Source organism: Mesorhizobium sp. B2-3-13 (genome assembly GCF_006442195.1).
Taxonomy (GTDB): domain Bacteria; phylum Pseudomonadota; class Alphaproteobacteria; order Rhizobiales; family Rhizobiaceae; genus Mesorhizobium; species Mesorhizobium salmacidum.
In genome coordinates this window covers 17,452-41,393 of sequence record NZ_VFVQ01000026.1, presented here as the reverse complement: position 1 = coordinate 41,393, position 23,942 = coordinate 17,452, and the positions used below count along the sequence as shown (strand labels likewise).

Here is a 23,942-nt window from a genome sequence, read left to right as displayed (position 1 = left end):
CGTCAGCTCTCGTAGTGATCACGCACCAGCCGGTCCAGCAGCCGAACGCCGAAACCCGAACCCCATGACTGGTTGATCTCGTTCAATGGCGAGCCCATCGCGGTACCGGCAATGTCGAGATGCGCCCAGGGCGTGTCCTTGACGAAGCGCTGCAGGAACTGCGCGGCGATGATCGCGCCGCCGTAGCGGCCACCGATGTTCTTCATGTCGGCGTTCTTGGAATCGATCAGCTTGTCGTATTCGGCGCCGAGCGGCATGCGCCACAGCCGTTCCTGCGTTGACTGTCCGGCCGCGGTCAGCCTTTGCGCCAGTTCGTCGTTGTTGGAGAACAGGCCGGCATAATGCAGGCCGAGCGCAACCATGATGGCGCCGGTCAGCGTCGCCAGGTTGACCATGAATTTCGGCTGGAAGCGGTCGTTGCAGTACCACAGCGCGTCGGCCAGAACGAGGCGCCCCTCCGCATCGGTGTTGAGCACCTCGATGGTCTGTCCCGACATCGAGGTGACGATGTCGCCCGGGCGCTGGGCATGACCATCGACGGCGTTTTCGACAAGACCGATGATGCCGACAACATTGGCCTTGGCCTTACGCGCGGCGAGCGCATGCATCAACCCGGTCACGGCGGCAGCGCCGCCCATGTCGCCTTTCATGTCCTCCATGCCGGAGGCCGGCTTGATCGAATTGCCGCCGGTGTCGAACGTGACGCCCTTGCCGACGAAGGCGACCGGGCTGTCCTTGGGCTTGCCGCCGTTCCATTGCATGACCGCCATGCGGGCGCCTCGGGGCGAGCCTTGCGCGACACCCAGCAGCGAACCCATGCCAAGCTTCTTCATCTCCTTCTCGGTCAGGATCTCGACCTTGACGCCGAGCGCCTCGAGGTCCTTGGCGCGGGCGGCGAACTCGACAGGTCCCAGCACGTTTGCCGGTTCGTTGACGAGATCGCGCGCCAGAAGCACACCGTCGATCACCGCCTCGGCATCGGTGAAAGCTTTCTTGGCGCCTGCCGGGTCGGCGGTATGGATGGTCACCTTGACCGGCTTTTTCGGATCGGCCTTGCCGCCCCCCTGGCCGCTCCCCTGGCCGTCGTCCTTATCCTTCCTGGTCTTGTACTTGTCGAAGGAGTAGCCGCGCAAAAGAATGCCCGCTGCGAGGTTCGCGGCGTCCTTGCCATCGGGCGAGGCACCGGCCAGGTCGAGGACCACGGCCACGTCGGTTGCCTTGCGCAGCGATGCCGCAATGGTGCCGCCGAGCTTCAGCCAGGCATATTCATCGAGCCCCGACACCCTGCCGGCGCCGATCGCGACCAACCTGTCGAGCGATGTTGCTTCCGGCGCCAGGATTTCGACAGTGCCGGCGAACTTGCCGGTAAACTCGGCGACCGGGAAAGCCCGGTCGAGCGTCTTGCCCGGATCGTAAGCCCTGGCCGCATCGCTCAAGCCATCATCCGCCGACAGCACGAAGACCGTGCCCTTTCTGTTCGCCGCCGACTGGGGCGCGACGAATTTTGCAAAGGCGATCGATGGTCTCGGGTTCATCATGTCCTGCTTTCGGGGGTTGCGCGATGATGCGCGAAGCGGTTTGAAGCGATCCGCGACATTTGGTCGTTTTCCGGCATTTGGCAAGACTTTGCCAAAATGGCTACCCATATGAGACATGGAATCGATGGCGATTCGTCGCGGCACGGCCCGCTTAATGCCGCAACTTGTTGTTAACCATCGATGTTCGTCCTTTCTTATCCATTGCCGCCGACACTCCGGCCTACTGCGGCACGCGACGTGGGACGGGAACCGGCTCGCCTGCCCGACGCAGCCCAACGGAGCCAGTTGTGCGGGCGTCGCCGGACAGCTACCTTGGCGTGGTGGCATGATGCCGTTCGAGAAAATCGAGTAAAGCCTTCATGAAGGTCGTTGAACGCTACATCATGCGCCGCGCTTGCGTGGTCTTCCTGGCAGCACTGGTCTGGACGCTGGCCATCGTGTGGACGACGCAGGTACTGGCCAAGATCAACCTGGTCACCGACAGCGGTCAGTCAGCCTTGACCTTCTTCGAGGTCGCGTCCCTTATTCTCCCCTCCATCGTCCCGATCGTCGTGCCTTTCGCGCTCGTGGTGGCTGTCGCCCAGACACTCAGTGTGATGAATTCGGATTCGGAACTCGCGGTGGTCAACGCATCGGGCGCCTCGCGCTGGACCATCGTGCGGCCGATCATGCTGCTGGCGCTGGCCGCCAGCGTCTTTTCATTCGCCGTGGACAACGGCATCGACCCCTATGCACGACAGAAGAACCGCGCCCTGGTGGCGGAGTCGCGCGCCGACCTTTTGTCGCTGATCATCCAGGAAGGCACGTTCCGGAAAATCGAGGACGGACTGTTCCTGCAGATTGGCGAGCGGCTTCCCAACAACCGGCTGGGTGGCATCTTCGTCGCCGATTCGCGCGAGGAAGGCGTCAATCTCGTCTATTATGCGAAGACCGGCAGCATCATCGAACGCGGCGGCGAAAAGGTGCTGATGATGAATGACGGCGTCATCCATCGCAAAACGCTGACGGGCGACCTCAGTGTCATCCGGTTCACGTCCTATGCCTTCGACATGTCGGCCTTCATGTCGGCGGCCAACCAGGTGACGCTCCTGCCAAAGGACCAGACGACCCAGTACCTGCTCAATCCAAGCCCTAACGACAAGAACTATCAGCAAAATCCGCAGGAGTACCGGGCCGAGGTCGACCAGCGGTTTTCGGAATGGACATATTCCATGGTTTTCGCCCTGATCGCGCTCGCGGTCGCGGGAGACGCGCGTTCGCATCGCGAGGCGCGCGTCAATCCGCTGATCACGGCCATCGCGATATCGCTGTTCGTGCGCTGGCTGGGTTTCTTCGCCGCGAGCAAGGCCGACGAAGTCCCGCAATATTCCTATGTGGTCTATGGCGTGCCGATCGTGGCTTCCGCGGTGGCGATCTGGTTCATCGTGTCGAACCGGACCATGGAACTGCCGGTTGCCTGGGCGGACTGGATGACAAACCTGGCCAGCCGCATCGGTGACGGCTGGAATGCCCTCAAGTTGCGTCTATCCAGGCGCGACACCTCAGGCCAAGGAGCCGGCTAATGGGCTGGACGCTGGGCCGTTACTTCTTCTTCCGCTACGTCGCGATCACGATCTGGTTCTTCCTCGGCCTTCTGGCGCTGGTATTCCTTATCGATTTCACCGAACTGTCCGGCCGCACCACCGGCCTGCCGGGGTTCACCTATGGCACGGCGATGGCCATTTCAGGCCTTCGCATGCCGATGATCATGCTGCAGACGGTGCCGTTTGTCGGCTTGTTCTCGGCGATGGCGACGCTGGTGTCGCTCAACCGACGTTACGAACTCGTCATCGCGCGCTCCGCGGGCGTTTCCGCCTGGCAGTTCCTTTTGCCATGCTGCATCGGCGCACTGCTGTTCGGCGCCGTATCGGTCGGGATCATCAACCCGCTCGCCGCGCACGCCTTCTCCTTGTCCGAACAGATCGAGACCGAGTTGCGCTCTGGCAAATCCAACACGGTTTCGGCCGATGCCGCTCCCTGGATCCGCCAGAAAACCAGTTCCGGCGACACGATCATCGGCGCGCGCGCCATCCTCGGCCAGGGTCTGGAGATGTCCGACGCGGTTTTTTTCATCCTCGACCAGCAAGGCAATATCGTCGAGCGCAAGGATGCGGCGCGTGCTTACCTGCGCGACGGCTATTGGGAATTGCAGGATGTGAAGATCTTCAGGAACGGCACCATCCAGCCCGTCGCGAACGATCGTGTGCCGACCAATCTGAAGCCGGAATTCGTGCAGGAGCGGCTGGCGCGCCCGGAGACGATTCCCTTCTATGACCTGCCCGGAAAAATCGAGGTTGCCCGTTCCTTTGGCCTCAAGGCAAATGCCTTTGCCATGCAGTTTGATTCGCTGGTGGCGTTGCCATTCCTCCTCGTCGCCATGACGCTGATTGCGGCAACAGTTTCAATGCGATTTGCGCGAATGGGGCAGTCGGCAACGATGATTCTGGGTGGCGTCGTTGCCGGGTTTCTGCTTTATGTCGTTTCGGTTCTGGTGAAGGCGTTCGGCGTGGCGGGGTTCGTGCCGACTGCCATAGCCGCCTGGGTGCCGGTCGTGGTAGCTATGTTCTTCGGGGTGACTTTCCTGCTATACAAGGAAGACGGCTAGTGAGGGAGGCGTTTTTGCCCAGCGACAGGCAGGCCCGTTTGGCGCGCCTTTATGCGGCGAGCGCCTTGGCGTGCCTGGTCGCCTGCGGCGTCCCGCTGCCGGCGTTCGCGCAGGATGTCGGCAACATGGCGACCACGGTTCCGTCCGGCTCGCAGATGCTGCTGGCGGCAGACACCCTGGAATATAACAACGACAACCTGACCGTGACCGCCATCGGCGGCGTGCAGATCGACTATGGCGGCAACCGCCTCGTCGCCCAGAAGGTTGTGTACGACCGCAAGACCAAGCGGATGGTTGCCAGCGGCAATGTCGAGATCGTCAACAGCGACGGCACCAAGATCAATTCGCAGCACATCGACATCACCGACGATTTCGCAGACGGCTTCGTCAACGCGCTGCGCGTTGAAACCGTCGACAAGGCCTATTTCGCCGCCGAAAGCGCCGAACGCATGGGCGGCGTGCTGACCACTTTCCACAATGGTGTCTACACCGCCTGCGAACCGTGCGAGGACAAGCCCGACAAGGCGCCGACATGGCGCGTCAAAGCCAGGAAGATCATCTGGAACGGTGAGAAGAAGACGGTTCGCTTCGAGAGCGCGAATTTCGAGTTCTTCGGCTTTCCGCTGGCCTACCTGCCAGCATTCGAGATCGCAGACCCGACGGTGAAGCGCAAGAGCGGCTTCCTGATCCCCAGCATCGGCTACAACAGCCATCTGGGGTATAGCGTCAAGGTCCCCTACTATTTCGCTCTTTCCCCAACATATGACCTGACGGTGACCGGAAGCGGCTACACCAAGCAGGGCTTCCTCGGTGAAGCCGAATGGCGCCAGCGCTTCAACAATGGCGAATACACTTTTAAGGTCGCCGGGATCCAGCAGCAGAATCCCGACGCCTTCATCGACAGCGCCGGCCGCAACATCGATTCGGGCGCGGCTGGCGATTCCAACAAGTTCCGCGGCATGATGGGCACGCAAGGGCAGTTCGCGATCAACGAACGCTGGAATTTCGGCTGGGACGTGCTGTTGCAGACCGACAAGGATTTCTCGCACACCTACAACATCAACAAGTACAACGAATACGTCCACCAGTCGTCGGTCTACCTGACTGGTCTCAATGACCGTAACTATTTCGACGTGCGTGCCATGCATTTCGAAGTCCAGGAAAATACGCTCAACGACAATGTCGCGGCGAGAAGCGGCCAGCAGCCCTGGGTGCTGCCCTCGCTCGACTATGCCTATATCCCCGACGCATCGGTCGCCGGCGGCCAGTTGTCGCTCAATGTCAATACGCGCGTCATCCGCCGCGAAGATCTCGACGAGACATATTTCACCCCTTACTACCCCCCGTCAGGTACGCAGCGCGTGCGCGGCATCGAAGGCGAGTCCAGCCGTCTTACCGCCGAGGCCGAGTGGAAACGGAGCTTTGTCACCGATGACGGGTTGGTGCTGACACCGTTGCTGGCGCTGCAAGGCGACGTCGACTATGTCAGACCATCATCGGCTTCGCTCGCCGCGATCAACCAGATGGCGACGAATCTGGGCGAGCAGGACGACATGCGCTCGTCCTTTGCCCGCTACATGGCGACCGCCGGGCTCGAGATGAGCTGGCCCCTGTTGTTCTCGCTGGCCAGCGGGTCGAGCCACGTTTTCGAGCCGATGGCTCAGGTGTTCCTGCGCCCGAACGAACAGTATGTCGGCGGCCTCTCCATTCCGAACGAAGACGCGCAGAGCATGGTTTTCGATGCGACCACGCTGTTCGAACGCGACAAGTTCTCCGGCTACGACCGCATCGAGGGCGGCTCGCGTGCCAATGTCGGGCTGCGCTATTCCGGCTCTTATATCAATGGCTGGGGCACCAATGCGATCTTCGGCCAGTCCTATCAGATCGGCGGCGAAAACTCCTTCGCGGCACCTGATCTGGTCAATGTCGGCGCAAATTCGGGGCTCGAGACCACCAAGTCCGACTATGTCGGCCTGTTTGGCATAACCAGCCCCAATGGATTCGCGGCCTCCGTCAGCGGCCGTTTCGACGAACAGAGCTTCGAGATCCGCCGCGCCGAGTTTAAAGCCGCCTATTCCGGCCTACCGGTGTCGTTGAGCGCCAAGTATGCCTTCATCCAGGCCCAGCCGCTCTATGGTTTCACGACCGACCGTCACGAGGTCACGCTCGGCGCATCGACGCATCTTGCCGAGAACTGGCGCGTGTTCGGAACAGGAACCTACGATTTGCAGGAAGGCCTGCTGGTCAAGGACGGGGTGGGCTTCGCCTACAACGATTCCTGCTTCACTTACCTGATGACGTACGCGCAGTCGCGTGACCTGAACACCAGGGAAGTGACGCAGAGCATCGGATTCAACCTGTCGTTCCGTACCCTCGGCGACTTCGGCTCGTCGACCAACGCAGTCGACACCATCCAATAAGCGGCGACATCGTTTCGCCGCATAGGGCTGGCACGGATTCGCGTATCCGGAAGGGGACGGAATTGGGCGGAGCCGGGATAGAATTGGGATGCCAACGATGAGGAAATACCTCTTTTCAGCAGGGTTCGCGTTGCTTGTGGCGGCGACATCCGTGTCGATGACAGTGATGACGCCGCCGGCTTTCGCCAGCGAGATCAAATACGTCGTCAACGACATAGCAATCACCACTGGTGATATCGCCCATCGTGCCGCCTTCCTGAAGCTGCAGCGCAAGAAGGGCGACGCTGCCCAGGAAATGATCGACCAGACGCTGCGCATGGCCGAGGCCAGACGGCTTGGCATCCGTATCAGCGATGCCCAGGTCGAGGCCGCCTACCAGCGCTTTGCCACCAACAACAAGATGCAGCTCGTCCAGCTTAACGGCGTCATGGAAAAATCCGGCGTCGGCAAGGATCATTTCAAGGAGTTCATTCGCGCCCAGATGGCCTGGAACCAGGCCCTGAGCGCCCGTTACCGTTCCGGCGAAGGTGGCAGCGTGACCGAACAGGACGCGGTGCGGCGCATGCTTGACAAGGGCGGAGCCAAGCCGAGTGCCATGGAATACATGCTGCAGCAGGTCATCTTCGTCGTGCCAGCGGCCGAACGCAGCGCGACGCTGGCCAAACGCAAGCGCGAGGCCGACGCCATGCGTGCCCGCTTCAACGGCTGCAACACGACGCGCGAGTTCGCCAAAGGCCTGATCGACGTCACCGTCCGCGACCTCGGACGGATTCTGGCGCCGCAACTGCCGCCGGACTGGGCGGAGCAGATCAAGGCGACCAAGGTCGGTGGCGCCACCGTCACACGCGAGACCGAACGCGGCGTCGAATTCATCGGCATCTGCTCGTCGCGCGAAGTATCCGACGACAAGACGGCCCAGATGGTGTTCCAGAGCGAAGGCTCCAGCGACAAGGCCGCCGACGATCTTAGCAAGAAATATGTCGACGAGCTGAAGGCGAAAGCCCGCATCGTCAAGCGCTGACGTGAGCAGCACGATGACCGCGCTGGCGTTGAGCGTCGGCGATCCGTCCGGTATCGGCCCTGAAATCGCCATCGCCGCCTTCCTTGCGCGGAACGCCGTCGGCTTGCCCGCCTTCTACCTGCTGGCCGACCCGGCCGTGGTCGCATCGCGAGCACGCCACCTTGGCCTCTCGCTGCCTGTCGAGGAAGTGACGCCGGTGCAGGCGATCGAGGTCTTTGGCCGCGCCTTGCCGATCGTTCCCCTGACGGCGCGCTTCATCGACAGCCCCGGGCGACCCGACCCGGCCAATGCAGCCGGCATCATCGAAGCGATTGACCGCGCGGTCGCCGCCTGCCTTGCCGGCGAGGCCGCTGCCGTGGTGACCTGCCCGATAGCCAAGAAACCGCTCTACGATGCCGGCTTCCGTTTTCCCGGCCACACCGAATATCTGGCGCATCTGGCGGCTCGGCACAGCGGCGTCGAGGCGATGCCGGTGATGATGCTGGCAGGCCCCGACCTGCGCACGGTTCCCGTCACCATCCACATCGCTCTGGCCGAGGTGCCGAAGGTCCTAAGCACCGAATTGATCGTCGCGACCGCGCGCATCACGGCGGCCGACCTTGCCAGCCGCTTCGGCATCGCCAGGCCGCGGCTCGCCATTGCGGGCCTCAATCCGCATGCCGGCGAAGGCGGCTCCATGGGCCTGGAAGACGAGCATATCGTGCGCCCGGCGGTCGACATCCTGCGCGCTGAAGGCATCGATGCTTTCGGGCCCTTGCCCGCCGACTCGCTGTTCCATGCCCGGGTGCGGGCAGGCTACGACGCTGCATTGTGCATGTATCACGACCAGGCATTGATCCCGGCCAAGGCGCTGGCCTTCGACGAGGCGGTCAACGTCACGCTGGGCCTGCCCTTCATCCGCACCTCGCCCGACCACGGCACCGCCTTCGACATCGCCGGCAAGGGCGTGGCACGACCCGACAGCCTGATCGCGGCGCTGAAGCTCGCCAGAAGACTGGCTGACGTCGACGCAAAGGCTGGCACCGCATGAGCGCTTTCGCTTCCGGTCTTCGCGCATGAGCATCGATGGGCTGCCGCCGCTGCGTGACGTCATCGAGCGCCATGGGCTGCAGGCGAAAAAGGCGCTCGGCCAGAACTTCCTGCTCGATCTCAATTTGACCGGCAAGATCGCACGCAGCGCCGGCGACCTGACGAATGCCACGGTGATCGAGGTTGGGCCCGGGCCTGGAGGGCTGACAAGGGCGCTGCTATCGAACGGCGCCCGCCGGGTCGTCGCCATCGAGCGCGATGAACGCTGCCTGGCGGCGCTTGCCGAGGTGTCCGCTCACTACCCAGGTCGGCTGGAGGTGATTTCAGGCGACGCGCTGAAGATCGACTTCGCCGCCCTCGCCTCGGGAACCGACCACGCTCCGGTCCGGATCGTGGCCAATCTGCCCTACAACATCGGCACCGAACTGCTGATCCGATGGCTGACGGTCGCGGACTGGCCGCCCTTCTATGCCTCGATGACGCTGATGTTCCAGCGTGAGGTGGCGCAGCGCATCGTCGCCGCACCCGACAGCGATGCCTATGGCAGGCTGGGTGTGCTCGCCGGCTGGCGCACGCAGGCCAGGATCGCCTTCGACGTCCCGCCTCAAGCCTTCACGCCACCGCCCAAGGTCACCTCCTCGGTGGTGCATCTGGAACCACGCGCGACACCCCTGCCCGCCGAGGTGAAGAAACTCGGCCGGGTCACGGAAGCCGCCTTCGGCCAACGCCGAAAGATGCTGCGGCAGAGCGTGAAAAGCCTCGGCGGCGAGGCCTTGCTCGAAAGAGCGGGGATCGACCCGACGCGACGTGCCGAAACGCTCAGCGTCGAGGAGTTCGTGCGGCTGACCAATGCGGTCTAGCGCCGGCAGGTCTGGAATTGTGATGACCGAGGCATAGGTAGTCTGGCGAACATGCCGGAGAACCAGGAATGCCCGCCTATGTCATTTCCGATGTCACGGTCCGCGACGAAAAGGCGTTGCAGACATACGCTCCCGCGCCGCGGCCTCGATCGCCCGGCATGGCGGGCGTTATCTGGTGCGCGGCGGCCAAGTGCAGACGCTGGAGTGATTGGCATCCTGGTCCGCTGATCGTCGTCGAATTTCCCGACATCGAGCGGGCAAGGCGCTGGTACGCATCCGCCGAATATGCGGCGGCGCTGGAGGTACGCGATGCCGCGCTCAGCCGACATCTGATCCTGGTCGAGGGCATGGCGCCCTGACGCCAGTCACACGGTCTTTTCGTCCAACAATCCCGACACGAAATCGAAGAGACCGGGCCGGCGGTCGCGCCGCAGCCGCTCGGCCACGACGATGCCGCGAACCTCGGCGAAGGCACGGTCGAGATCGTCATTGACGATGACGAAGTCATATTCCTTCCAGTGCTCGATCTCGTTGCGGGCGTTCTTCAGCCGCGTCTCGATCACCGCTTCCTGGTCCTCGGCGCGCCGCTTCAGCCGCGCCTTCAATTCCTTCATCGACGGAGGCAGGATGAAGATCGAGACGATGTCGGCACGCATCTTCTCCTTGAGCTGCTGGGCGCCCTGCCAGTCGATGTCGAACAGCATATCGCGGCCCTGCGCCAGCGCCAGTTCGGCCGGCTCGCGCGGTGTCGCATAGCAATTGCCGTGCACTTCCGCCCATTCGAGGAGCGCGTCGGAATCGCGCAATCGCTCGAATTCGCGCATCGTGCGGAAGTGGTAGTGAACGCCCTCGATTTCCGAACCACGGCGTGGCCTCGTGGTGACCGAGACCGACAGTTCGAGGCTGGAGTCGCTCTCCAGAAGGTTGCGCGCGATCGTCGACTTGCCGGCACCCGATGGTGACGACAGGACGAGCATCAGCCCCCGGCGGCGGATGCGGGATCCCATATCCCTGGGAACCATCGGTTCCTTGGCGACCATCGGCTACTCCAGATTCTGGACCTGTTCACGAAACTGGTCGACGACCGCCTTCAGTTCCAGCCCGATCGCGGTGACGGCGGCGGCATTCGACTTCGAACACAGCGTATTCGATTCGCGGTTAAATTCCTGTGCCAGAAAATCGAGCTTGCGGCCGACCGCGCCGCCGCCCTCGAGCAAAGCCCGGCCAGACGCGACATGCGTTTTCAGCCGGTCGATCTCTTCGCGAATATCGGCCTTGGTGGCAAGGAACGCCGCCTCCATGTGCAGCCGGCTTGCATCCAGATTGGCGGATGCGTCCATCAGCAGCCGGACCTGCTCGGCAATGCGTTCGCGGATCGCCGCCGTGTCGCGTGACGGGTCGGCTTCCGCGCGCAGGGTCAGTGTCTCGATGGTGTCGATATGGCCGGACAAAAGCACGGCCAGCGCGGCGCCCTCGCCTTGCCTGGCCTGTTCCAGGCCGTTCAGCGCCACGTCCAGCGCGGCCATGATGGCGGTATCGAGCGCGGCCCGCACTTCTTCGGTTTCGATGGTTTCGGCAACGTCGAGCACGCCACGCAGCGACAGCAATCCGTCAGCCGTCGCGGGCGCAACGCCGAACTGTTCCTGCAGCCGCTTGGCCAGACCGGCGAGATCTTTCAAAAACGCCTCGTTGACGACAGGTTGCGTCTGCGCGCTGGCGGCGCGGCCGATGGTCAGCGTCGCCTGGAAATTGCCGCGGGCGAAACGCTTCTGCAGCGTCTGCCTGACCACAGGCTCCAGCCGCTCGAATCCCTGAGGCAGCCGCAGGCGAACCTCGACGCTCTTGCCATTGACGGATTTGACTTCCCAGGCAATCGCGGTGCCGTCATATTCGGCGACGACGCGCGCAAAACCGGTCATGCTCTGCAAATTCATGTCGCCCTGTACACCCCCTGGCGCCTTACCCCGAAACGGTTTTCCGGAGGGGCAAGCGCGGCTTAAAATGACCACACCGCGAATGCGTCGAAATCGGACGCCCGGCGTTCCTTCAAATGTCAGGCCGCCGCCTTCCAGGCAACGCCTTTCTTCACCTTACTGGACCGCGCCCGCATCACCGCCGGCATTGCCGTTGTCGCCACCGGTGCCGTCGCTGTCGTCAGCAGGCTTGTCGGAAGCAGGGTTGTCGGCAGCAGGCTTGTCGGCACTGCCGCTGGTACCGGCGGCAGCGGCGGCCTTGGCTGCTTCATCGGCCTGCTTCTTCTGCAGCGCGCGATAGCGGGCGACGTTTTCATTATGCTCGTTCAGGGTCGACGCAAAGACGTGACCGCCCGTGCCGTCGGCGACGAAATAGAGGTCGTCGGTCTTCGACGGATTGGCCACGGCCTCGAGGGCCGCGCGGCCTGGATTGGCGATAGGCGTCGGCGGCAGGCCGCTGATCACATAAGTGTTGTAAGGCGTCTGCTTCTGGATGTCGGACTGGTAGATCGGGCGGTCCACCGGCTTGCCCTTGCCGCCAAACAGACCATAGATGATGGTCGGATCGGACTGCAGGCGCATGCCCTTGGCCAACCGGTTCAGGAAGACAGCAGCCACCCGTGAGCGTTCATCGCCCTTGCCGGTTTCCTTCTCGACGATCGAGGCCAGAGTGACAAAGTCCTCGACGTTGGCCAGGGGCAGATCCGGCGCGCGCCGCTGCCACACCTCATCGACCAGTTTCTTCTGATCGGCGAGCAGCTTTTCGACCATCTGCTGACGCGTTGCGCCACGCGTGAAGCGCAGCGTGTCGGTGGCAAGGCTGCCCTCGGGGGGCGTCTTCGCCGGCATATCGCCGCTCAGGGCGGGTTCGTCGGCGATGCGCTGCAAGGCCTGCTCAACCGTCAGCCCTTCGGGAATAGTCAGCGAGTACATCACCGACTTGCCGCTCTTCAGGAGTTCCATGATGTCGCGCATGGATGCCCTGGGCTTGATCTCGTATTCTCCGGCCTTGAGTGCGGAATCGTTGCCGAAGGCACGCACGCCGAGGCGGAATACGCGGGCGTCGCTGATTAGTCCGCGGCGCTCAAGCTGGTCGGCGATATCCTGGACGCCAGTGTTGGGCTTGACGAGGAAAGTGTCGCCATTGGCGGAAGGGCCGGGCTCGGTAAACTCCTGCTTGCCGAAATAGAGGGCCACGCCCGCCGCCAGAACCATCAGCATCACCGAGGAGATGACGAAGTTCATGAACACGACGACCTGGCTGCGCGAAGCGCGCGAGCGTTTCGGCGGCGGCGTTCCGGCTTCCGGCCGCAGCGCCTCGCTGGCCGTCTTCGGCACGATCGGCCCGGTATTCGCCGGCCTTTGCCTGAATTCTCCGTTGTCTGACGGATTTGTGTTCATTTCGCCCTACCGTTCGATCCCTCAACGAATCCCCTGCGGCAGAGTAGAGGCGAATATGGCAAAATTGACGGCACGCCAAAGCATTGCCCGGTAGCCGGACCGTCAGCCATTATACCGCTGGAAGACGAGCGAGGCGTTGGTGCCGCCGAAGCCGAAGGAATTGGACAGGGCTACGTCGATCTGGCGAGGGCGTGGCTTGTTCGGCACCAGGTCGATCGCGGTTTCGCGTTCGGGATTGTCGAGGTTAATGGTCGCCGGTGCGATATTGTCGCGGATGGCGAGGATCGAAAAGATCGCTTCGGCCGCGCCGGCTGCTCCCAGCAAATGGCCGATCGACGACTTGGTCGACGACATTGAAATCTTGGACGCCGCATTGCCGACCAGCCGCTCGACAGCGCCGAGTTCGATCGTATCGGCCATGGTCGAGGTGCCGTGCGCATTGATGTAGTCAACATCGGCTGGCGTAAGCTTTGCCCGGTTCAGCGCCGCCGTCATGCAACGGAAGGCCCCGTCGCCATCTTCTGCCGGTGCGGTGATGTGATAGGCGTCGCCGGTCAGGCCGTAGCCAGTCACCTCGGCATAAATCTTCGCTCCACGCGCCTTGGCATGCTCGAGCTCTTCCAGCACGACGACACCGGCGCCCTCGCCCATGACGAAGCCGTCGCGGTCGCGGTCGTAAGGCCGCGAGGCCGTTTGCGGGCTATCGTTGCGCTCGGTCGAGAGTGCCCGGCAGGCGGCGAAGCCGGCGAGCGAAAGCCGGGTCACCGGCGATTCGGCGCCACCGGCCAGCATGATGTCGGCATCGCCGAAGATGATCAGCCGGGCGGCGTCGCCGATGGCGTGCGCGCCGGTCGAGCAAGCAGTGACCACAGCGTGGTTGGGGCCTTTCAATCCGTGCCGGATCGAAACCTGGCCCGACACCAGATTGATGATATTTCCGGGAATGAAGAACGGGCTGATGCGGCGTGGGCCGCGTTCCTTGAGGATGATCGCGTTCTCGGCGATGCCCTCAAGACCGCCGATGCCGGAGCCGATCAGCACACCAGTGGCGCAACGCTCCTCCTCGGTTGAAGGCTGCCAGCCGGAATCCTTCAGCGCTTCATCGGCGGCCGCGATCCCGTACAGGATGAAGTCGCCGATTTTGCGAAGTTCCTTCGGCTCAAGAATGGATTCGGGATTGAGCGTACCGTTGGAGCCGTCGCCACGCGGAATGACGTGGGCGATCTTGCAGGCAAGATCGTCCACCTCGAACTCGGTGACGCGCTTGGCAGCGCTGCGGCCGGTCAGCAGTTCCTTCCAGCCGTGCTCGAACCCCATGCCGAACGGTGAAACAAGGCCAAGGCCCGTGACGACGACACGCCTCATCGCAGGTCCTCCCCGGTGATGACTGCCGAAAGCGTCAGGCCGAAGCCTTGTCAATGTACTTCACCGCATCGCCGACGGTCAGAATGGTCTCGGCTGCGTCATCGGGGATCTCGACACCGAATTCTTCTTCGAACGCCATGACCAGTTCGACCGTGTCGAGGCTGTCAGCGCCCAGATCATCGATGAAGCTCGCCTGCTCCGTCACTTTGTCGGCATCGACGCCAAGGTGTTCGATGACGATCTTCTTGACGCGCTCTGCGGTGTCACTCATTTGGGCATCCTCGTCTTTTGGTTGTCTGTCTTCGTTAGCGGGCGGAATGCCGCTAATCAAGCTGAAAGATGGTCCTGCCGGAAACGCAACGGCCACGGACCGGTTTTTGCCCGAACCGCCGGGTTGCGGGCCGCATTACACGAAAAATAGCCAAGGTCCAAGCCGAAATGGTGGGTTTTCACAGCGCGGCGATGTTACCGCGGACCTCGCTCAGATCATCGCCATACCGCCATTCACATGAATGGTCTGCCCGGTTACGTAGGCGGCCTCGTTCGAAGCCAGATAGGCAACGGCGGACGCCACTTCGGCACTGGTGCCCATGCGCTTCGTGGGGATCGCCGCCATGATCGCCTCTTTCTGCTTGTCGTTGAGCTTGTCGGTCATCGCCGATTCGATGAAGCCCGGAGCGACGCAGTTGACGGTGATGTTGCGGGTGGCGATCTCCTGCGCCAGCGACTTCGACAAGCCGATCATACCGGCCTTGGAGGCACAGTAATTCGCCTGGCCGGGATTGCCGGTCACGCCGACCACCGAAGTGATGTTGATGATGCGGCCATGGCGGCGGCGCATCATCGGGTGGGTCAGTTCACGGGTCAGCCTGAAAACGGCGGTGAGGTTAACCTCCAGCACGGTATCCCAGTCGGCGTCCGACATGCGCACGAACAGGCCGTCCTTGGTGATGCCGGCATTGTTGACCAGAATGTCGACGCCCTCGAGATCGGCCTCCGCCTTCTGGCCGAGTGTCTTGACCTCGTCGCGGTTCGACAGGTTGGCCGGGAACAGCTTGACCCGGTCGCCCAGTTCGGAGGCCAGCGTTTCCAGTTTCTCGAGGCGCGTGCCGTGCAGGCCAACGATCGCGCCCTGCGCATGCAGCACCCTGGCGATCGCCTCGCCGATGCCCCCCGTTGCGCCGGTGACAAGCGCCTTGCGGCCGGTCAATTCGAACATTTTTGTCTCCAGGTTGAGAAGAGGGCACCCCGCATAGGGATGGTATCAAATGGCGTTTTATGCAAGCGCCGCCAATGCCGCTTCGACCTCGGCCGCGGAACCTACAGAAGCGGTGGCGATGTCGCGGTTGATGCGCCGCGCCAGGCCCGAAAGCACCTTGCCGGCGCCGATCTCGTAAAGCGTGGAGACGCCGTTGGCGCCGAACCATTCCACCGTTTCGCGCCAGCGCACGCGGGCAACCACCTGTTCGACCAGACGCCGTGCGATCTCATCGGGGTCACTAGTCGGAGTGACGGTGACGTTGGAGACGATGGGCACCACCGGCGCGGCCCTCGCGACGCTCGCCAGCGCCTCGCGCATGATCTCGGCCGCCGGTGTCATCAGCGCGGAATGGAAAGGCGCCGAAACCTGCAGCATCAGGGCCCGTTTGGCACCCTTTTCGGTGCACAGTCTCGCCGCCAGTTCCACCGCGGCTCTCGTGCCTGATATGACCAGCTGACCGCCGCCATTGTCGTTCGCCACCTGGCAGGCAGCGCCCTTGCCAGCGCCCAGGGCGGCCTCGGCACAGGCAGCTTCGACATCGGCCTGCTCCAATCCGATGATCGCCGCCATGGCGCCCTCGCCGGCCGGCACCGCCGCCTGCATGGCGTTGCCGCGAATGCGCAGCAGACGGGCGGCATCGGCAACGGAAACGAAGCCGGCGGCGGCGAGTGCCGAATATTCGCCCAGCGAATGGCCGGCGACATAGGCGACCTTGTCCTTCAGCGAGAAACCGCGCGCTTCCAGCGCCCTGATCGCCGCCAGCGATACCGCCATGAGGGCCGGCTGCGCATTGGCCGTCAGCGTCAGGGTCTCTTCGGGACCTTCCCAGATCAGCTTCGACAGGTTTTCGCCAAGCGCGTCATCGACTTCCTGGAAGATCCTGCGCGCCTCTGGAAAGACATCGGCAAGATCCTTGCCCATGCCGACAGCCTGGCTTCCTTGTCCTGGAAAGGTGAATGCGACGGCCATGCGAGGGCTCCCCAGACTTGTTTTGCTTGCCTGATACTACGAATTTTCCCTGCCTGTGACGCAAGGCAGGCCGCCAAGTCAAGCCCGGTTCAACCCGGCGCCTAATCCGAACCATGCGCCGAGCGCCTGTTCCCAAAGGGCTTTGCGGCGATCACACCTGATGAAAACCGCTCACGAATCGTTTGCTGGCTCTTCTTATTTTCGTCACAGGCGCTAGCTTTGCGTGACAATTATATGACAATCGAATGACATGGATTGTCTTGGGGTGGGAAGTTAAAGTGGCAAAGAGCTTTAAACGTGCCGGCAACGCCGTGCCGCAGTTCCTGGAAGACGATCCGTCCACCGGCTATCTGCCGGGCCGGCGATGGCCGGTCGTCCGTTACGGGCTGATCAGCCTGGCGATCTCGGCCGTGCTGGTGTTCGCCATCGAACTGATCGTGCGCGGCGATGTTGCCGGCACCGTTTCCTTCTTCCTGCAGCCGTTCAAGCCGGGCTGGACAACCATCGTCGTGTTCGCGCTGGTCCTGATCGGTCTCGACGCGGTCCTCGGGCGCAGTCATCAGAGCCTCATGATCGTGGCGCCGCTGACCCTGTCGCTGGCCTTTGTCGGCCACCAGAAATCGCATTATCTCGGCGATCCGCTCTATCCGACGGATTTTCTCTACGCCCGCCAGATCTTCGCCCTGCTGCCGCTGCTGGTGCGCGAGCGGCCTATGACCGCGCTCGCCATGGTCGCGGGCATCGTCGCCGGCCTGTCCCTGCTCGTCTACGGCTGGCGGCTTTGGCGCCGCAAGGTTCCAGCCCTCAGCCACAAGGGCCGCCTTGCCCGGCTGACGCTGGCGGTGCCGCTGCTCGCCTTCTTCGTCTCGATCATGGACTACGCCACTTTCTCGTGGACGCGGGACCGGCTGCAGATCATCCCCATCATGTGGGACCAGAAGGAAAACTATGCCTCCAACGGCTTTGCGCTCGCCTTCGCGCTCAACGTGCCGATGGCGCATGTCTCGGCACCACCAGGCTATTCCGACAAGGCAATTGCGGCCATTGACCGAACCAATGTGACGGCCTCCATACCTACCGAGAAGCCCGACATCATCGTCGTCATGAGCGAATCCTTCTGGGATTCGACCAAGCTGCCCGGCGTCACCATCACCCCGGATCCGATCCCCAATGTGCGGGCGCTCCGCTCCGGCTCGATGTTCTCGCCTGAATTCGGCGGCATGACCGCCAACATCGAATTCGAAGCGCTTACCGGGTTCTCGAACGCCTTCCTGCCGGCCGGCAGCATTCCCTACCAGCAATATGTACGCACTCCGACGCCGTCGATGGCGACCTTCCTGAAGAGCGAAGGCTATAGGGCACGCGCCATCCATCCAGGCACAAACTGGTTCTGGAATCGCGGCGCGGTCTATGCCGATTTCGGCTTCAACGACTTCAAATCGGAAGAGACGCTGCCGCCCATGGAAAAGCGCGGACCGCTGGCATCCGACGCCGCGATGACCGACGAGATCATCCGGGAAGCCAACGCCAGCGACGACCCGGTCTTCTTCTTCGCCGTCAGCCTGCAAAACCATGGCCCGTATGAACCGAACCGCTATTCAAACCCGACCCACTCGGTGCAAGCCCCGATCAGCCAGTGGGCGCGTGACTCGCTGATCTCCTATGCCGAGGGTTCAGCCGACGCGGACCGCGGCCTCGAGCGGCTGGTCGAATGGGCCAAGACGCGCGAGCGGCCAACGATTGTCGCCTTTTTCGGTGACCACCTGCCGCCGCTCGGACCGGTCTATGTCGAGACCGGCTTCCTGAAGGACAATGTCGCGCCACGCAAGGAACCGACACCGGAGGCGGCTCTCGAACACCACGCGACACCGCTGATCATCTGGTCGAACCGCTCGGGCCCGGTCGCGAATCTGGGGACGGTGAGCCCTGCCTTCCTGCCCTATCATATCCTGACCGCCGCGGGCATCACCCACCCCTACTACACCGGTTTCCTGGGCGAGATGCGGGAGCGCTATCGCGTCGTCGACCGCAACTTGTTGCTGACGCCGACGGGCGAGGCGACGTCCGACTGGGCTCGGCAGAAGGAGATCGACCCGGCGATCCGCGATTTCCGTCTGTTGCAATATGACATGATGTTCGGCAAACGCCTCGCGGCACCCGACTTCTTCCCTGAAACGGTCGACAAGGTTGTCTCCCATACGAGTTGAGCCGACCGGTCGGCTCAGGCCCGATGCTCTCGGGCCATCGGTTCAATTCGTCAATTGCAGCTTCGAGAACTTGTTGGCGATCTGCAGGAACACGTCCGGCAGTTTGGTCGGGTCATTGACGGCATAATAGTTGCTCGGGTCGGAAGCGCAGGCGCTGTAAAGCGTACGGTTGGCGGGCGTGTCGGATTGCAGCACCAGAGTATAGATTTGCACCGCCTCGTTCTTCAACTGCGTGCAGACGCTCTTGGTCCAGCCGTCGACATTGCGGGCCGCCGTGGCCTGGTTATCCGACCCGAAGCGGCCACCCGCCAGATAGCCATAGGATGTGTAGTCGGATTTCGTCGGCTGTTCGCTGGCACCATAGACGACATTCTCACCGTCGGTGAGCAACAGCACGATCTTGCTGATGCCAGGCGTCTTCCACGGCGCCCCGTCGGTATAAGGCGGAGCGGGCGACAGCACACGCATGCCCCACGACAGGCCCTCCGACACGTTGGTGCCCGAGCCGTTCCACTCGGTCATCTGGCTTGCCGCCTTGCGCAGCTTGTCGAAATCTTCGGTCAAGGGAACGACAGGGGTCGGGCAGGAACGGTTCGGGCCAACGGTGATGGAAGTTCCTGTCTCGGTGATAAGTTCCTTGTCTGGCGCCACATATTTGGCGACTTTTTCCTTGGTGGTTTTGTCGGGATCGGTGCCGAGGCCGCTGAAGTCGATGCCGAGCCGGTTGTTGCCTTTCTGTTTGTCCAGCTTGACCGTGTCGCCGGTGTCGGCGAGATAAGAATTGTTGTAGTATTTTGCCTCATTGCCATAGGTGCCGGACGGCATCTGCGCATCTCCGGGATCATCCGGCGCAAAATAGGGAACGAACAGCGTGTCGGGCTTGGTCGGATCGGGCGGCGTGTCGGAAATGTTGTAGGCGCCGGGCCGCGCCTCCACGCAGCCCTTCCATCCCGTGTCGTTCCATCCGGGCTCGGCCCATCCGGTGTCCTTGAGCTGCTTGAACAGCGCCATGTGGTTCGGGCGTTTGCCGTCGATGACGGGGAAATTTATGCCGTTGGTCGAGGATTTGCCGTCCATATCGATCCAGGACGGGTCGAACCCGTCGCCGTTGACGTTCACGGCCGTGACGAATGGCACCAGTGAGGCACGGACCTGGCGCGTCGGCGATTTTGTCGATTCGAGAGTATCGAGCAATGATTTGGTCGCGGCCCTGAGCGCCGTCATACGGGCGCCGCGCATCGAGCCGGTATTGTCCAGCACCAGCACGACTTCGAGCTGATTGTTCGATTCGACCGCCGAGGCATCGACCACGATGTGCTTGCTTTGGCCAAACAGGAAAGCGAAGTTCAGATTGACGTCGGCCGAGGCGACCGCCTTGGTCTTGATGAAATTGACGCCCTTGTCGACGGTCAGCGTCGCCTGCGCGTTGACGAGTTCGCCATGCCCGGCGATGTTTGCCTGGAAATAGCGGTTGAAGGCGTCGGTGCGGGTAATGTCCAGATCGCCAAGATGCGACGAGGCAAGGTTTGCGGAATCGAGCGCGTTCTGCAGGTTGCTCTTCGCCCGCATCATGGTCGAGACATCGGTCGCGAAGGCCACGGCTGACAGAATGGCTGGCAGCCCCAACCCCATCAGAAGCGCGAAATTGCCGCTCTTCGAGCGCCAGAATCTGTTGAGAAGCATCCTTACCCCCGGAAATGCCTGCCGCTTGATATGCGCGGTGGCCCGGTCTTTTGCATGTTGCATGATGAATCGACCGTTGACGGTGGGGCTCAACCCGGCGCAGGCTGAGATTGTGGTTAAGCGCCGGTTGGCGGGAAAATCGCCAGGCCTTGCGCGCGCCGCAGCTTGATTTTGCGGTGGCTGCGACATCGGGGATGCCGCTTGCCCTTGCCTTATCAGCGGATTGCTGTATAGACGCCGCCAATCTGCCGGTCCCAGCTGGGGGCTGAACGGAGGGCCGGAGGTTTTTTCTAGAACCTTCGTGTGATGCCAGAAGCGCTTCCGCCTCCCGTGTCTCCGCTCTCGACCGTCTCGTCATGCTCCTTTCTTCCCCGCGCCTTTCGAGGCACACGCGGGTCAGAGAAGTTGCAGAGGCTTTTGCCGCCGGGAACCGGGAGAGAAACGAAGAAAGGCACTGATACATAATGGCTCTTTACGAACATGTGTTTCTTGCCCGGCAGGACCTCTCGCAGCAGCAGGTCGATGCGCTTGTCGAACAGTACAAGGGCGTCATCGCAGCAAATGGCGGGTCCGTCGGCCGGGTCGAGAACTGGGGACTGAAGTCCCTCACCTACCGGGTCAACAAGAACCGGAAGGCATACTACACGCTGATGGACCTCACCTGCCCGCCGGCGGCGCTCAACGAGATGGAGCGCCAGATGGGTCTGTCCGAGGACGTGCTGCGTTTCCTGACCATCAAGGTCGAGGCGCATGAGGAAGGCCCTTCGGCCATGATGCAGAAGCGCGAAGAGCGCTCCGAGCGCGGCGGCTTCGGCGATCGCGACCGTGGCGATCGTCCGGCGCGCAGCTTCGGCGACCGCGGCGATCGTGGCCCGCGTTCGTTCGGCGATCGCGAAGGCGGCGACCGTGGTCCGCGCCGTCCGCGCGAAGGTTTTGAAGGGGGTGCAGAATAATGGTCGACATCAACCAGATCCCGACCCGGCGCCCTTTCCATCGCCGCCGCAAGACCTGCCCGTTCTCCGGCGCCAACGCACCGAAGATCGACTACAAGGATGTGCGTCTGCTGCAGCGCTACATTTCCGAGCGCGGCAAGATCGTGCCGTCGCGCATCACCGCCGTCAGCCAGAAGAAGCAGCGCGAGCTCGCCAAGGCGATCAAGCGCGCCCGCTTCCTCGGCCTGCTGCCCTACGTGGTTCGCTAGTTCTTCCGAACGGGCGGTTCGCCGCCCGTTCCTTATCGCCGGCCATGACGGGCATGACCGGTTAGGCATCAAATCCCGAGTTGAGGTCCAAACCTCTAACTGCCGCGACAGGCAGGACAGCGACACCGGCGGCAACGCCCTTTTGCTTCCTGACCTGTTCCAGAGAATTCGGCGCCGGCCTTGTGGACGGACGCCCAACCAAAAGGAACATAATCATGGACGTCATTCTTCTCGAACGCGTCTCCCGCCTCGGCCAGATGGGCGATACCGTCAAGGTCAAGGACGGTTTTGCCCGCAACTTCCTGCTGCCGCAGGGCAAGGCGCTGCGCGCCAACGAAGCCAACAAGAAGAAATTCGAAGGCCAGCGCGCCCAGCTCGAAGCCCGCAACCTCGAGCGCAAGTCTGAAGCCGCGCAGGTTGCCGAAAAGCTCGACGGCAAGAGCTTCATCGCCGTTCGCTCGGCCGGCGAGACCGGTCAGCTCTACGGTTCGGTGTCGACGCGCGACATCGCCGATCTGCTGATCACGGAGGGCTTCACGGTCAACCGCAACCAGATCCAGCTCAACCAGCCGATCAAGACCATCGGTGTCACCAATGTGGCGATCGCCCTGCATCCGGAAGTCGAAGTCACCATCACGCTCAACATCGCCCGCACGGCCGACGAGGCCGAACGCCAGGCCAAGGGCGAGACGCTGACCACCGCCGAAGCTATTTACGGCGACGACATCAACGACAATGCGCGGCCGGAAAACTTCTTCGATCCGAATGCCGAGTTCGAAGGCGGCGAAGAAAACGCCTGATCGCACAGGTCCGAGCCACTCGGACCACCGCTTTCCAGCCATTTCTGGACCAATGCCCGGGCCTCTCGCCCGGGCATTTTTGTGCCAAAAGGAACTTTTCGAAACCCTATATATTGATGCAGAGTAGGACAGCCTGTCTGACCGCGAGGGGACATCGGACAATGAATATTCTGTTGAAGCGCGTTCTCGACCGCCTGGTGCGCACGGGCAATCTCAAAGTAACCGGGCCGCAGGGTTCGACATTCATCTTCGGCGACGGCAGCGGCGAGCCGGTGCATATGCACATCAAGACCCGGCATGCCGAGCGCGCCATCACCTTCGACCCGATGCTGGCGGTGCCTGAATCGTACATGGACGGCGAGCTGGACATTCTTGAAGGCGGCGTGCTCGGACTGATGCGCATTGCCTTCCAGAACATGGGCAGCGGCGGCATCGACGCAACCTGGTCGAAAGCCATCGAGGGCCTGCGCCACGCCTTCCGCCGCCTGCAGCAGATCAACACCGCCTCGCGCTCGCGCCGCAACGTGCAGCGCCACTACGATCTGTCGGGCGAGCTCTACCGGCTCTTCCTCGATGAGGACATGCAGTATTCCTGCGCCTATTTCGAGCAACCGGACATGACGCTGGACGAGGCGCAGGCCGCCAAGAAGCGCCATATCGCCGCCAAACTCCGGCTGAAGGCCGGCCAGACGGTGCTCGACATCGGCTCCGGCTGGGGCGGGCTTGGCCTCTACCTCGCCAAAGCCTTCGACGTCGACGTACAAGGCGTGACGCTGTCGACCGAACAGCATGGCGTCGCCACCGACCGGGCGCATGCGCAAGGGCTGGAGAACCACGTCCATTTCGAGCTGAAGGATTATCGCGAGCTCAACGAACGCTTCGACCGCATCGTCTCGGTCGGCATGTTCGAGCATGTCGGCGTCAACCATTACCGGACCTTCTTCGACAAGGCGGCAACATTGCTGAAGCCTGATGGTGTCATGCTCCTGCACACGATCGGCCGCTCCGGCGTGCCATGGGCGACCAGCGCCTTCATCCGCAAGTATATTTTCCCGGGCGGCTACATTCCGGCAATGTCCGAAGTTCTGCCGGCGATCGAGAAGTCCGGCCTCGTGGTCACCGACGTCGAGATCCTGCGGCTCCACTATGCCGACACGCTGAAGCACTGGGGCCAGCGCTTCGCCGCCAATCGCGACAAGGCCAAGGCTATCTATGACGAACGCTTCTGCCGCATGTGGGAGTTCTATCTGGCCGCCTCGGAAGCCGCCTTCCGTTGGCAGGATCTGGTGATTTTCCAGTTCCAGATCACCAAGACGAACGACACGCTGCCGATGACGCGCGACTATATGGCCAAATGCGAAAAAGCTCTGGAAATGCGCGACATGGGGCACCGTGAAGATATGGGGCACCGTGAAGATATGGGCCGCCGCGAGGCGGCTCCCGCCGAGAAGCCCGCCAAGCCCGCCCGCCGACGCAAGGTGGCGGAATAGGAACGACGCTGTCAGGACGCATTATTGGCGCTTGCCATTGCCGGCTCCTGCCCCGAAAAGGGCCTCGTGATCGAAGCGAG

The 23,942-nt window shown here is 62.6% G+C and carries 21 protein-coding genes; 12 read left to right on the top strand and 9 right to left on the bottom strand.

The window, feature by feature from the left end; translation table 11 throughout:
• Positions 1-2: 2 nt before the first annotated feature.
• A complete protein-coding gene (locus tag FJ941_RS25175) occupies positions 3-1,535 on the bottom strand; it encodes a leucyl aminopeptidase (RefSeq protein WP_140509866.1) in 1,533 nt (510 codons plus the stop codon).
• Positions 1,536-1,897: 362 nt separating this feature from the next.
• Between FJ941_RS25175 and lptF the strand changes: the two genes are divergently transcribed.
• From lptF to FJ941_RS25140, 7 genes are all read left to right on the top strand, one after another.
• Positions 1,898-3,100, top strand: a complete 1,203-nt coding sequence (lptF, locus tag FJ941_RS25170) for an LPS export ABC transporter permease LptF (protein WP_140509864.1) — start codon at positions 1,898-1,900, stop codon at positions 3,098-3,100.
• Positions 3,100-4,182: an LPS export ABC transporter permease LptG gene (lptG, locus tag FJ941_RS25165; RefSeq protein WP_140509863.1), complete on the top strand. Its 1,083-nt coding sequence runs from the start codon at positions 3,100-3,102 to the stop codon at positions 4,180-4,182. Before lptF ends, lptG begins: the two co-directional genes overlap by 1 nt.
• Entirely contained in the window at positions 4,182-6,602 is a 2,421-nt protein-coding gene (locus FJ941_RS25160; protein ID WP_181169962.1) for an LPS-assembly protein LptD, read from the top strand. Before lptG ends, FJ941_RS25160 begins: the two co-directional genes overlap by 1 nt.
• 88 nt (positions 6,603-6,690) lie before the next feature.
• Entirely contained in the window at positions 6,691-7,623 is a 933-nt protein-coding gene (locus tag FJ941_RS25155) for a peptidylprolyl isomerase (RefSeq protein ID WP_181165968.1), read from the top strand.
• 13 nt (positions 7,624-7,636) lie between these two features.
• Entirely contained in the window at positions 7,637-8,653 is a 1,017-nt protein-coding gene (pdxA, locus tag FJ941_RS25150) for a 4-hydroxythreonine-4-phosphate dehydrogenase PdxA (RefSeq protein WP_181169966.1), read from the top strand.
• Between the two features lie 25 nt (positions 8,654-8,678).
• Positions 8,679-9,512 carry a 16S rRNA (adenine(1518)-N(6)/adenine(1519)-N(6))-dimethyltransferase RsmA gene (gene rsmA / locus FJ941_RS25145; RefSeq protein ID WP_140509856.1) on the top strand — a complete coding sequence of 278 codons (834 nt, stop codon included), beginning with the start codon at positions 8,679-8,681 and terminating at the stop codon, positions 9,510-9,512.
• 68 nt (positions 9,513-9,580) lie between these two features.
• Positions 9,581-9,871 (top strand): DUF1330 domain-containing protein, encoded by a 291-nt coding sequence (locus FJ941_RS25140; RefSeq protein WP_140509854.1) that lies wholly within the window; start codon positions 9,581-9,583, stop codon positions 9,869-9,871.
• A gap of 6 nt (positions 9,872-9,877) precedes the next feature.
• On the opposite strand, the gene gmk is transcribed toward FJ941_RS25140, so the two are convergent.
• The 7 genes from gmk to fabD all read right to left on the bottom strand — a co-directional run bounded on the left by gmk (position 9,878) and on the right by fabD (position 16,481).
• Positions 9,878-10,534, bottom strand: a complete 657-nt coding sequence (gene gmk / locus FJ941_RS25135) for a guanylate kinase (protein ID WP_140509905.1) — start codon at positions 10,532-10,534, stop codon at positions 9,878-9,880.
• A gap of 21 nt (positions 10,535-10,555) precedes the next feature.
• Positions 10,556-11,446, bottom strand: coding sequence for a YicC/YloC family endoribonuclease (locus tag FJ941_RS25130; RefSeq protein WP_140509852.1), 891 nt, complete (start codon positions 11,444-11,446; stop codon positions 10,556-10,558).
• Positions 11,447-11,602: 156 nt separating this feature from the next.
• Positions 11,603-12,886: an endolytic transglycosylase MltG gene (gene mltG / locus FJ941_RS25125; protein WP_140509851.1), complete on the bottom strand. Its 1,284-nt coding sequence runs from the start codon at positions 12,884-12,886 to the stop codon at positions 11,603-11,605.
• A 102-nt stretch (positions 12,887-12,988) separates the two neighbouring features.
• The gene (gene fabF, locus FJ941_RS25120) at positions 12,989-14,251 is read right to left on the bottom strand and encodes a beta-ketoacyl-ACP synthase II (protein ID WP_140509849.1); all 1,263 of its coding nucleotides are present in this window, start codon (positions 14,249-14,251) and stop codon (positions 12,989-12,991) included.
• A 34-nt stretch (positions 14,252-14,285) separates the two neighbouring features.
• Positions 14,286-14,522, bottom strand: a complete 237-nt coding sequence (locus FJ941_RS25115; protein WP_006203723.1) for an acyl carrier protein — start codon at positions 14,520-14,522, stop codon at positions 14,286-14,288.
• Positions 14,523-14,732: 210 nt separating this feature from the next.
• Entirely contained in the window at positions 14,733-15,470 is a 738-nt protein-coding gene (gene fabG / locus FJ941_RS25110; RefSeq protein ID WP_140509847.1) for a 3-oxoacyl-[acyl-carrier-protein] reductase, read from the bottom strand.
• A gap of 57 nt (positions 15,471-15,527) precedes the next feature.
• Positions 15,528-16,481: an ACP S-malonyltransferase gene (gene fabD, locus FJ941_RS25105; protein ID WP_140509845.1), complete on the bottom strand. Its 954-nt coding sequence runs from the start codon at positions 16,479-16,481 to the stop codon at positions 15,528-15,530.
• A gap of 245 nt (positions 16,482-16,726) precedes the next feature.
• On the opposite strand from fabD, the gene FJ941_RS25100 reads away from it, so the two are divergent.
• Positions 16,727-18,688 (top strand): LTA synthase family protein, encoded by a 1,962-nt coding sequence (locus FJ941_RS25100; protein WP_181169960.1) that lies wholly within the window; start codon positions 16,727-16,729, stop codon positions 18,686-18,688.
• A 42-nt stretch (positions 18,689-18,730) separates the two neighbouring features.
• Here FJ941_RS25100 and FJ941_RS25095 read toward each other — a convergent pair whose 3' ends face one another.
• The gene (locus FJ941_RS25095) at positions 18,731-20,371 is read right to left on the bottom strand and encodes a pilus assembly protein (RefSeq protein ID WP_140509843.1); all 1,641 of its coding nucleotides are present in this window, start codon (positions 20,369-20,371) and stop codon (positions 18,731-18,733) included.
• A 464-nt stretch (positions 20,372-20,835) separates the two neighbouring features.
• Here FJ941_RS25095 and rpsF point away from each other — a divergent pair, with 464 nt between their 5' ends.
• The 4 genes from rpsF (at position 20,836) to FJ941_RS25075 (ending at position 23,862) form a co-directional block, all read left to right on the top strand.
• Complete coding sequence (gene rpsF / locus FJ941_RS25090) at positions 20,836-21,324, top strand: 30S ribosomal protein S6 (RefSeq protein ID WP_027144123.1); 489 nt, start codon at positions 20,836-20,838, stop codon at positions 21,322-21,324.
• Entirely contained in the window at positions 21,324-21,572 is a 249-nt protein-coding gene (rpsR, locus tag FJ941_RS25085; protein ID WP_006203718.1) for a 30S ribosomal protein S18, read from the top strand. Before rpsF ends, rpsR begins: the two co-directional genes overlap by 1 nt.
• Positions 21,573-21,787: 215 nt before the next feature.
• Complete coding sequence (rplI, locus tag FJ941_RS25080) at positions 21,788-22,372, top strand: 50S ribosomal protein L9 (protein ID WP_027144124.1); 585 nt, start codon at positions 21,788-21,790, stop codon at positions 22,370-22,372.
• A 161-nt stretch (positions 22,373-22,533) separates the two neighbouring features.
• A complete protein-coding gene (locus FJ941_RS25075; RefSeq protein WP_140509842.1) occupies positions 22,534-23,862 on the top strand; it encodes a cyclopropane-fatty-acyl-phospholipid synthase family protein in 1,329 nt (442 codons plus the stop codon).
• The last annotated feature ends 80 nt before the right edge of the window (positions 23,863-23,942 follow it).

Excerpts from the sequence above, each read along its gene's own strand:
- lptG (WP_140509863.1), top strand. The coding sequence starts at position 3,100 with ATGGGCTGGACGCTGGGCCGTTACTTCTTCTTCCGCTACGTCGCGATC.
- lptF (WP_140509864.1), top strand. The coding sequence starts at position 1,898 with ATGAAGGTCGTTGAACGCTACATCATGCGCCGCGCTTGCGTGGTCTTC.
- FJ941_RS25140 (WP_140509854.1), top strand. The coding sequence starts at position 9,581 with ATGCCCGCCTATGTCATTTCCGATGTCACGGTCCGCGACGAAAAGGCG.
- FJ941_RS25075 (WP_140509842.1), top strand. The coding sequence starts at position 22,534 with ATGAATATTCTGTTGAAGCGCGTTCTCGACCGCCTGGTGCGCACGGGC.
- FJ941_RS25130 (WP_140509852.1), bottom strand. The coding sequence starts at position 11,446 with ATGAATTTGCAGAGCATGACCGGTTTTGCGCGCGTCGTCGCCGAATAT.
- fabG (WP_140509847.1), bottom strand. The coding sequence starts at position 15,470 with ATGTTCGAATTGACCGGCCGCAAGGCGCTTGTCACCGGCGCAACGGGG.
- rsmA (WP_140509856.1), top strand. The coding sequence starts at position 8,679 with ATGAGCATCGATGGGCTGCCGCCGCTGCGTGACGTCATCGAGCGCCAT.
- fabD (WP_140509845.1), bottom strand. The coding sequence starts at position 16,481 with ATGGCCGTCGCATTCACCTTTCCAGGACAAGGAAGCCAGGCTGTCGGC.
- pdxA (WP_181169966.1), top strand. The coding sequence starts at position 7,637 with ATGACCGCGCTGGCGTTGAGCGTCGGCGATCCGTCCGGTATCGGCCCT.
- rpsR (WP_006203718.1), top strand. The coding sequence starts at position 21,324 with ATGGTCGACATCAACCAGATCCCGACCCGGCGCCCTTTCCATCGCCGC.
- gmk (WP_140509905.1), bottom strand. The coding sequence starts at position 10,534 with ATGGTTCCCAGGGATATGGGATCCCGCATCCGCCGCCGGGGGCTGATG.
- FJ941_RS25115 (WP_006203723.1), bottom strand. The coding sequence starts at position 14,522 with ATGAGTGACACCGCAGAGCGCGTCAAGAAGATCGTCATCGAACACCTT.
- mltG (WP_140509851.1), bottom strand. The coding sequence starts at position 12,886 with ATGAACACAAATCCGTCAGACAACGGAGAATTCAGGCAAAGGCCGGCG.
- FJ941_RS25155 (WP_181165968.1), top strand. The coding sequence starts at position 6,691 with ATGCCAACGATGAGGAAATACCTCTTTTCAGCAGGGTTCGCGTTGCTT.
- rplI (WP_027144124.1), top strand. The coding sequence starts at position 21,788 with ATGGACGTCATTCTTCTCGAACGCGTCTCCCGCCTCGGCCAGATGGGC.
- FJ941_RS25100 (WP_181169960.1), top strand. The coding sequence starts at position 16,727 with ATGACATGGATTGTCTTGGGGTGGGAAGTTAAAGTGGCAAAGAGCTTT.
- FJ941_RS25175 (WP_140509866.1), bottom strand. The coding sequence starts at position 1,535 with ATGAACCCGAGACCATCGATCGCCTTTGCAAAATTCGTCGCGCCCCAG.
- rpsF (WP_027144123.1), top strand. The coding sequence starts at position 20,836 with ATGGCTCTTTACGAACATGTGTTTCTTGCCCGGCAGGACCTCTCGCAG.
- FJ941_RS25095 (WP_140509843.1), bottom strand. The coding sequence starts at position 20,371 with ATGCTTCTCAACAGATTCTGGCGCTCGAAGAGCGGCAATTTCGCGCTT.
- fabF (WP_140509849.1), bottom strand. The coding sequence starts at position 14,251 with ATGAGGCGTGTCGTCGTCACGGGCCTTGGCCTTGTTTCACCGTTCGGC.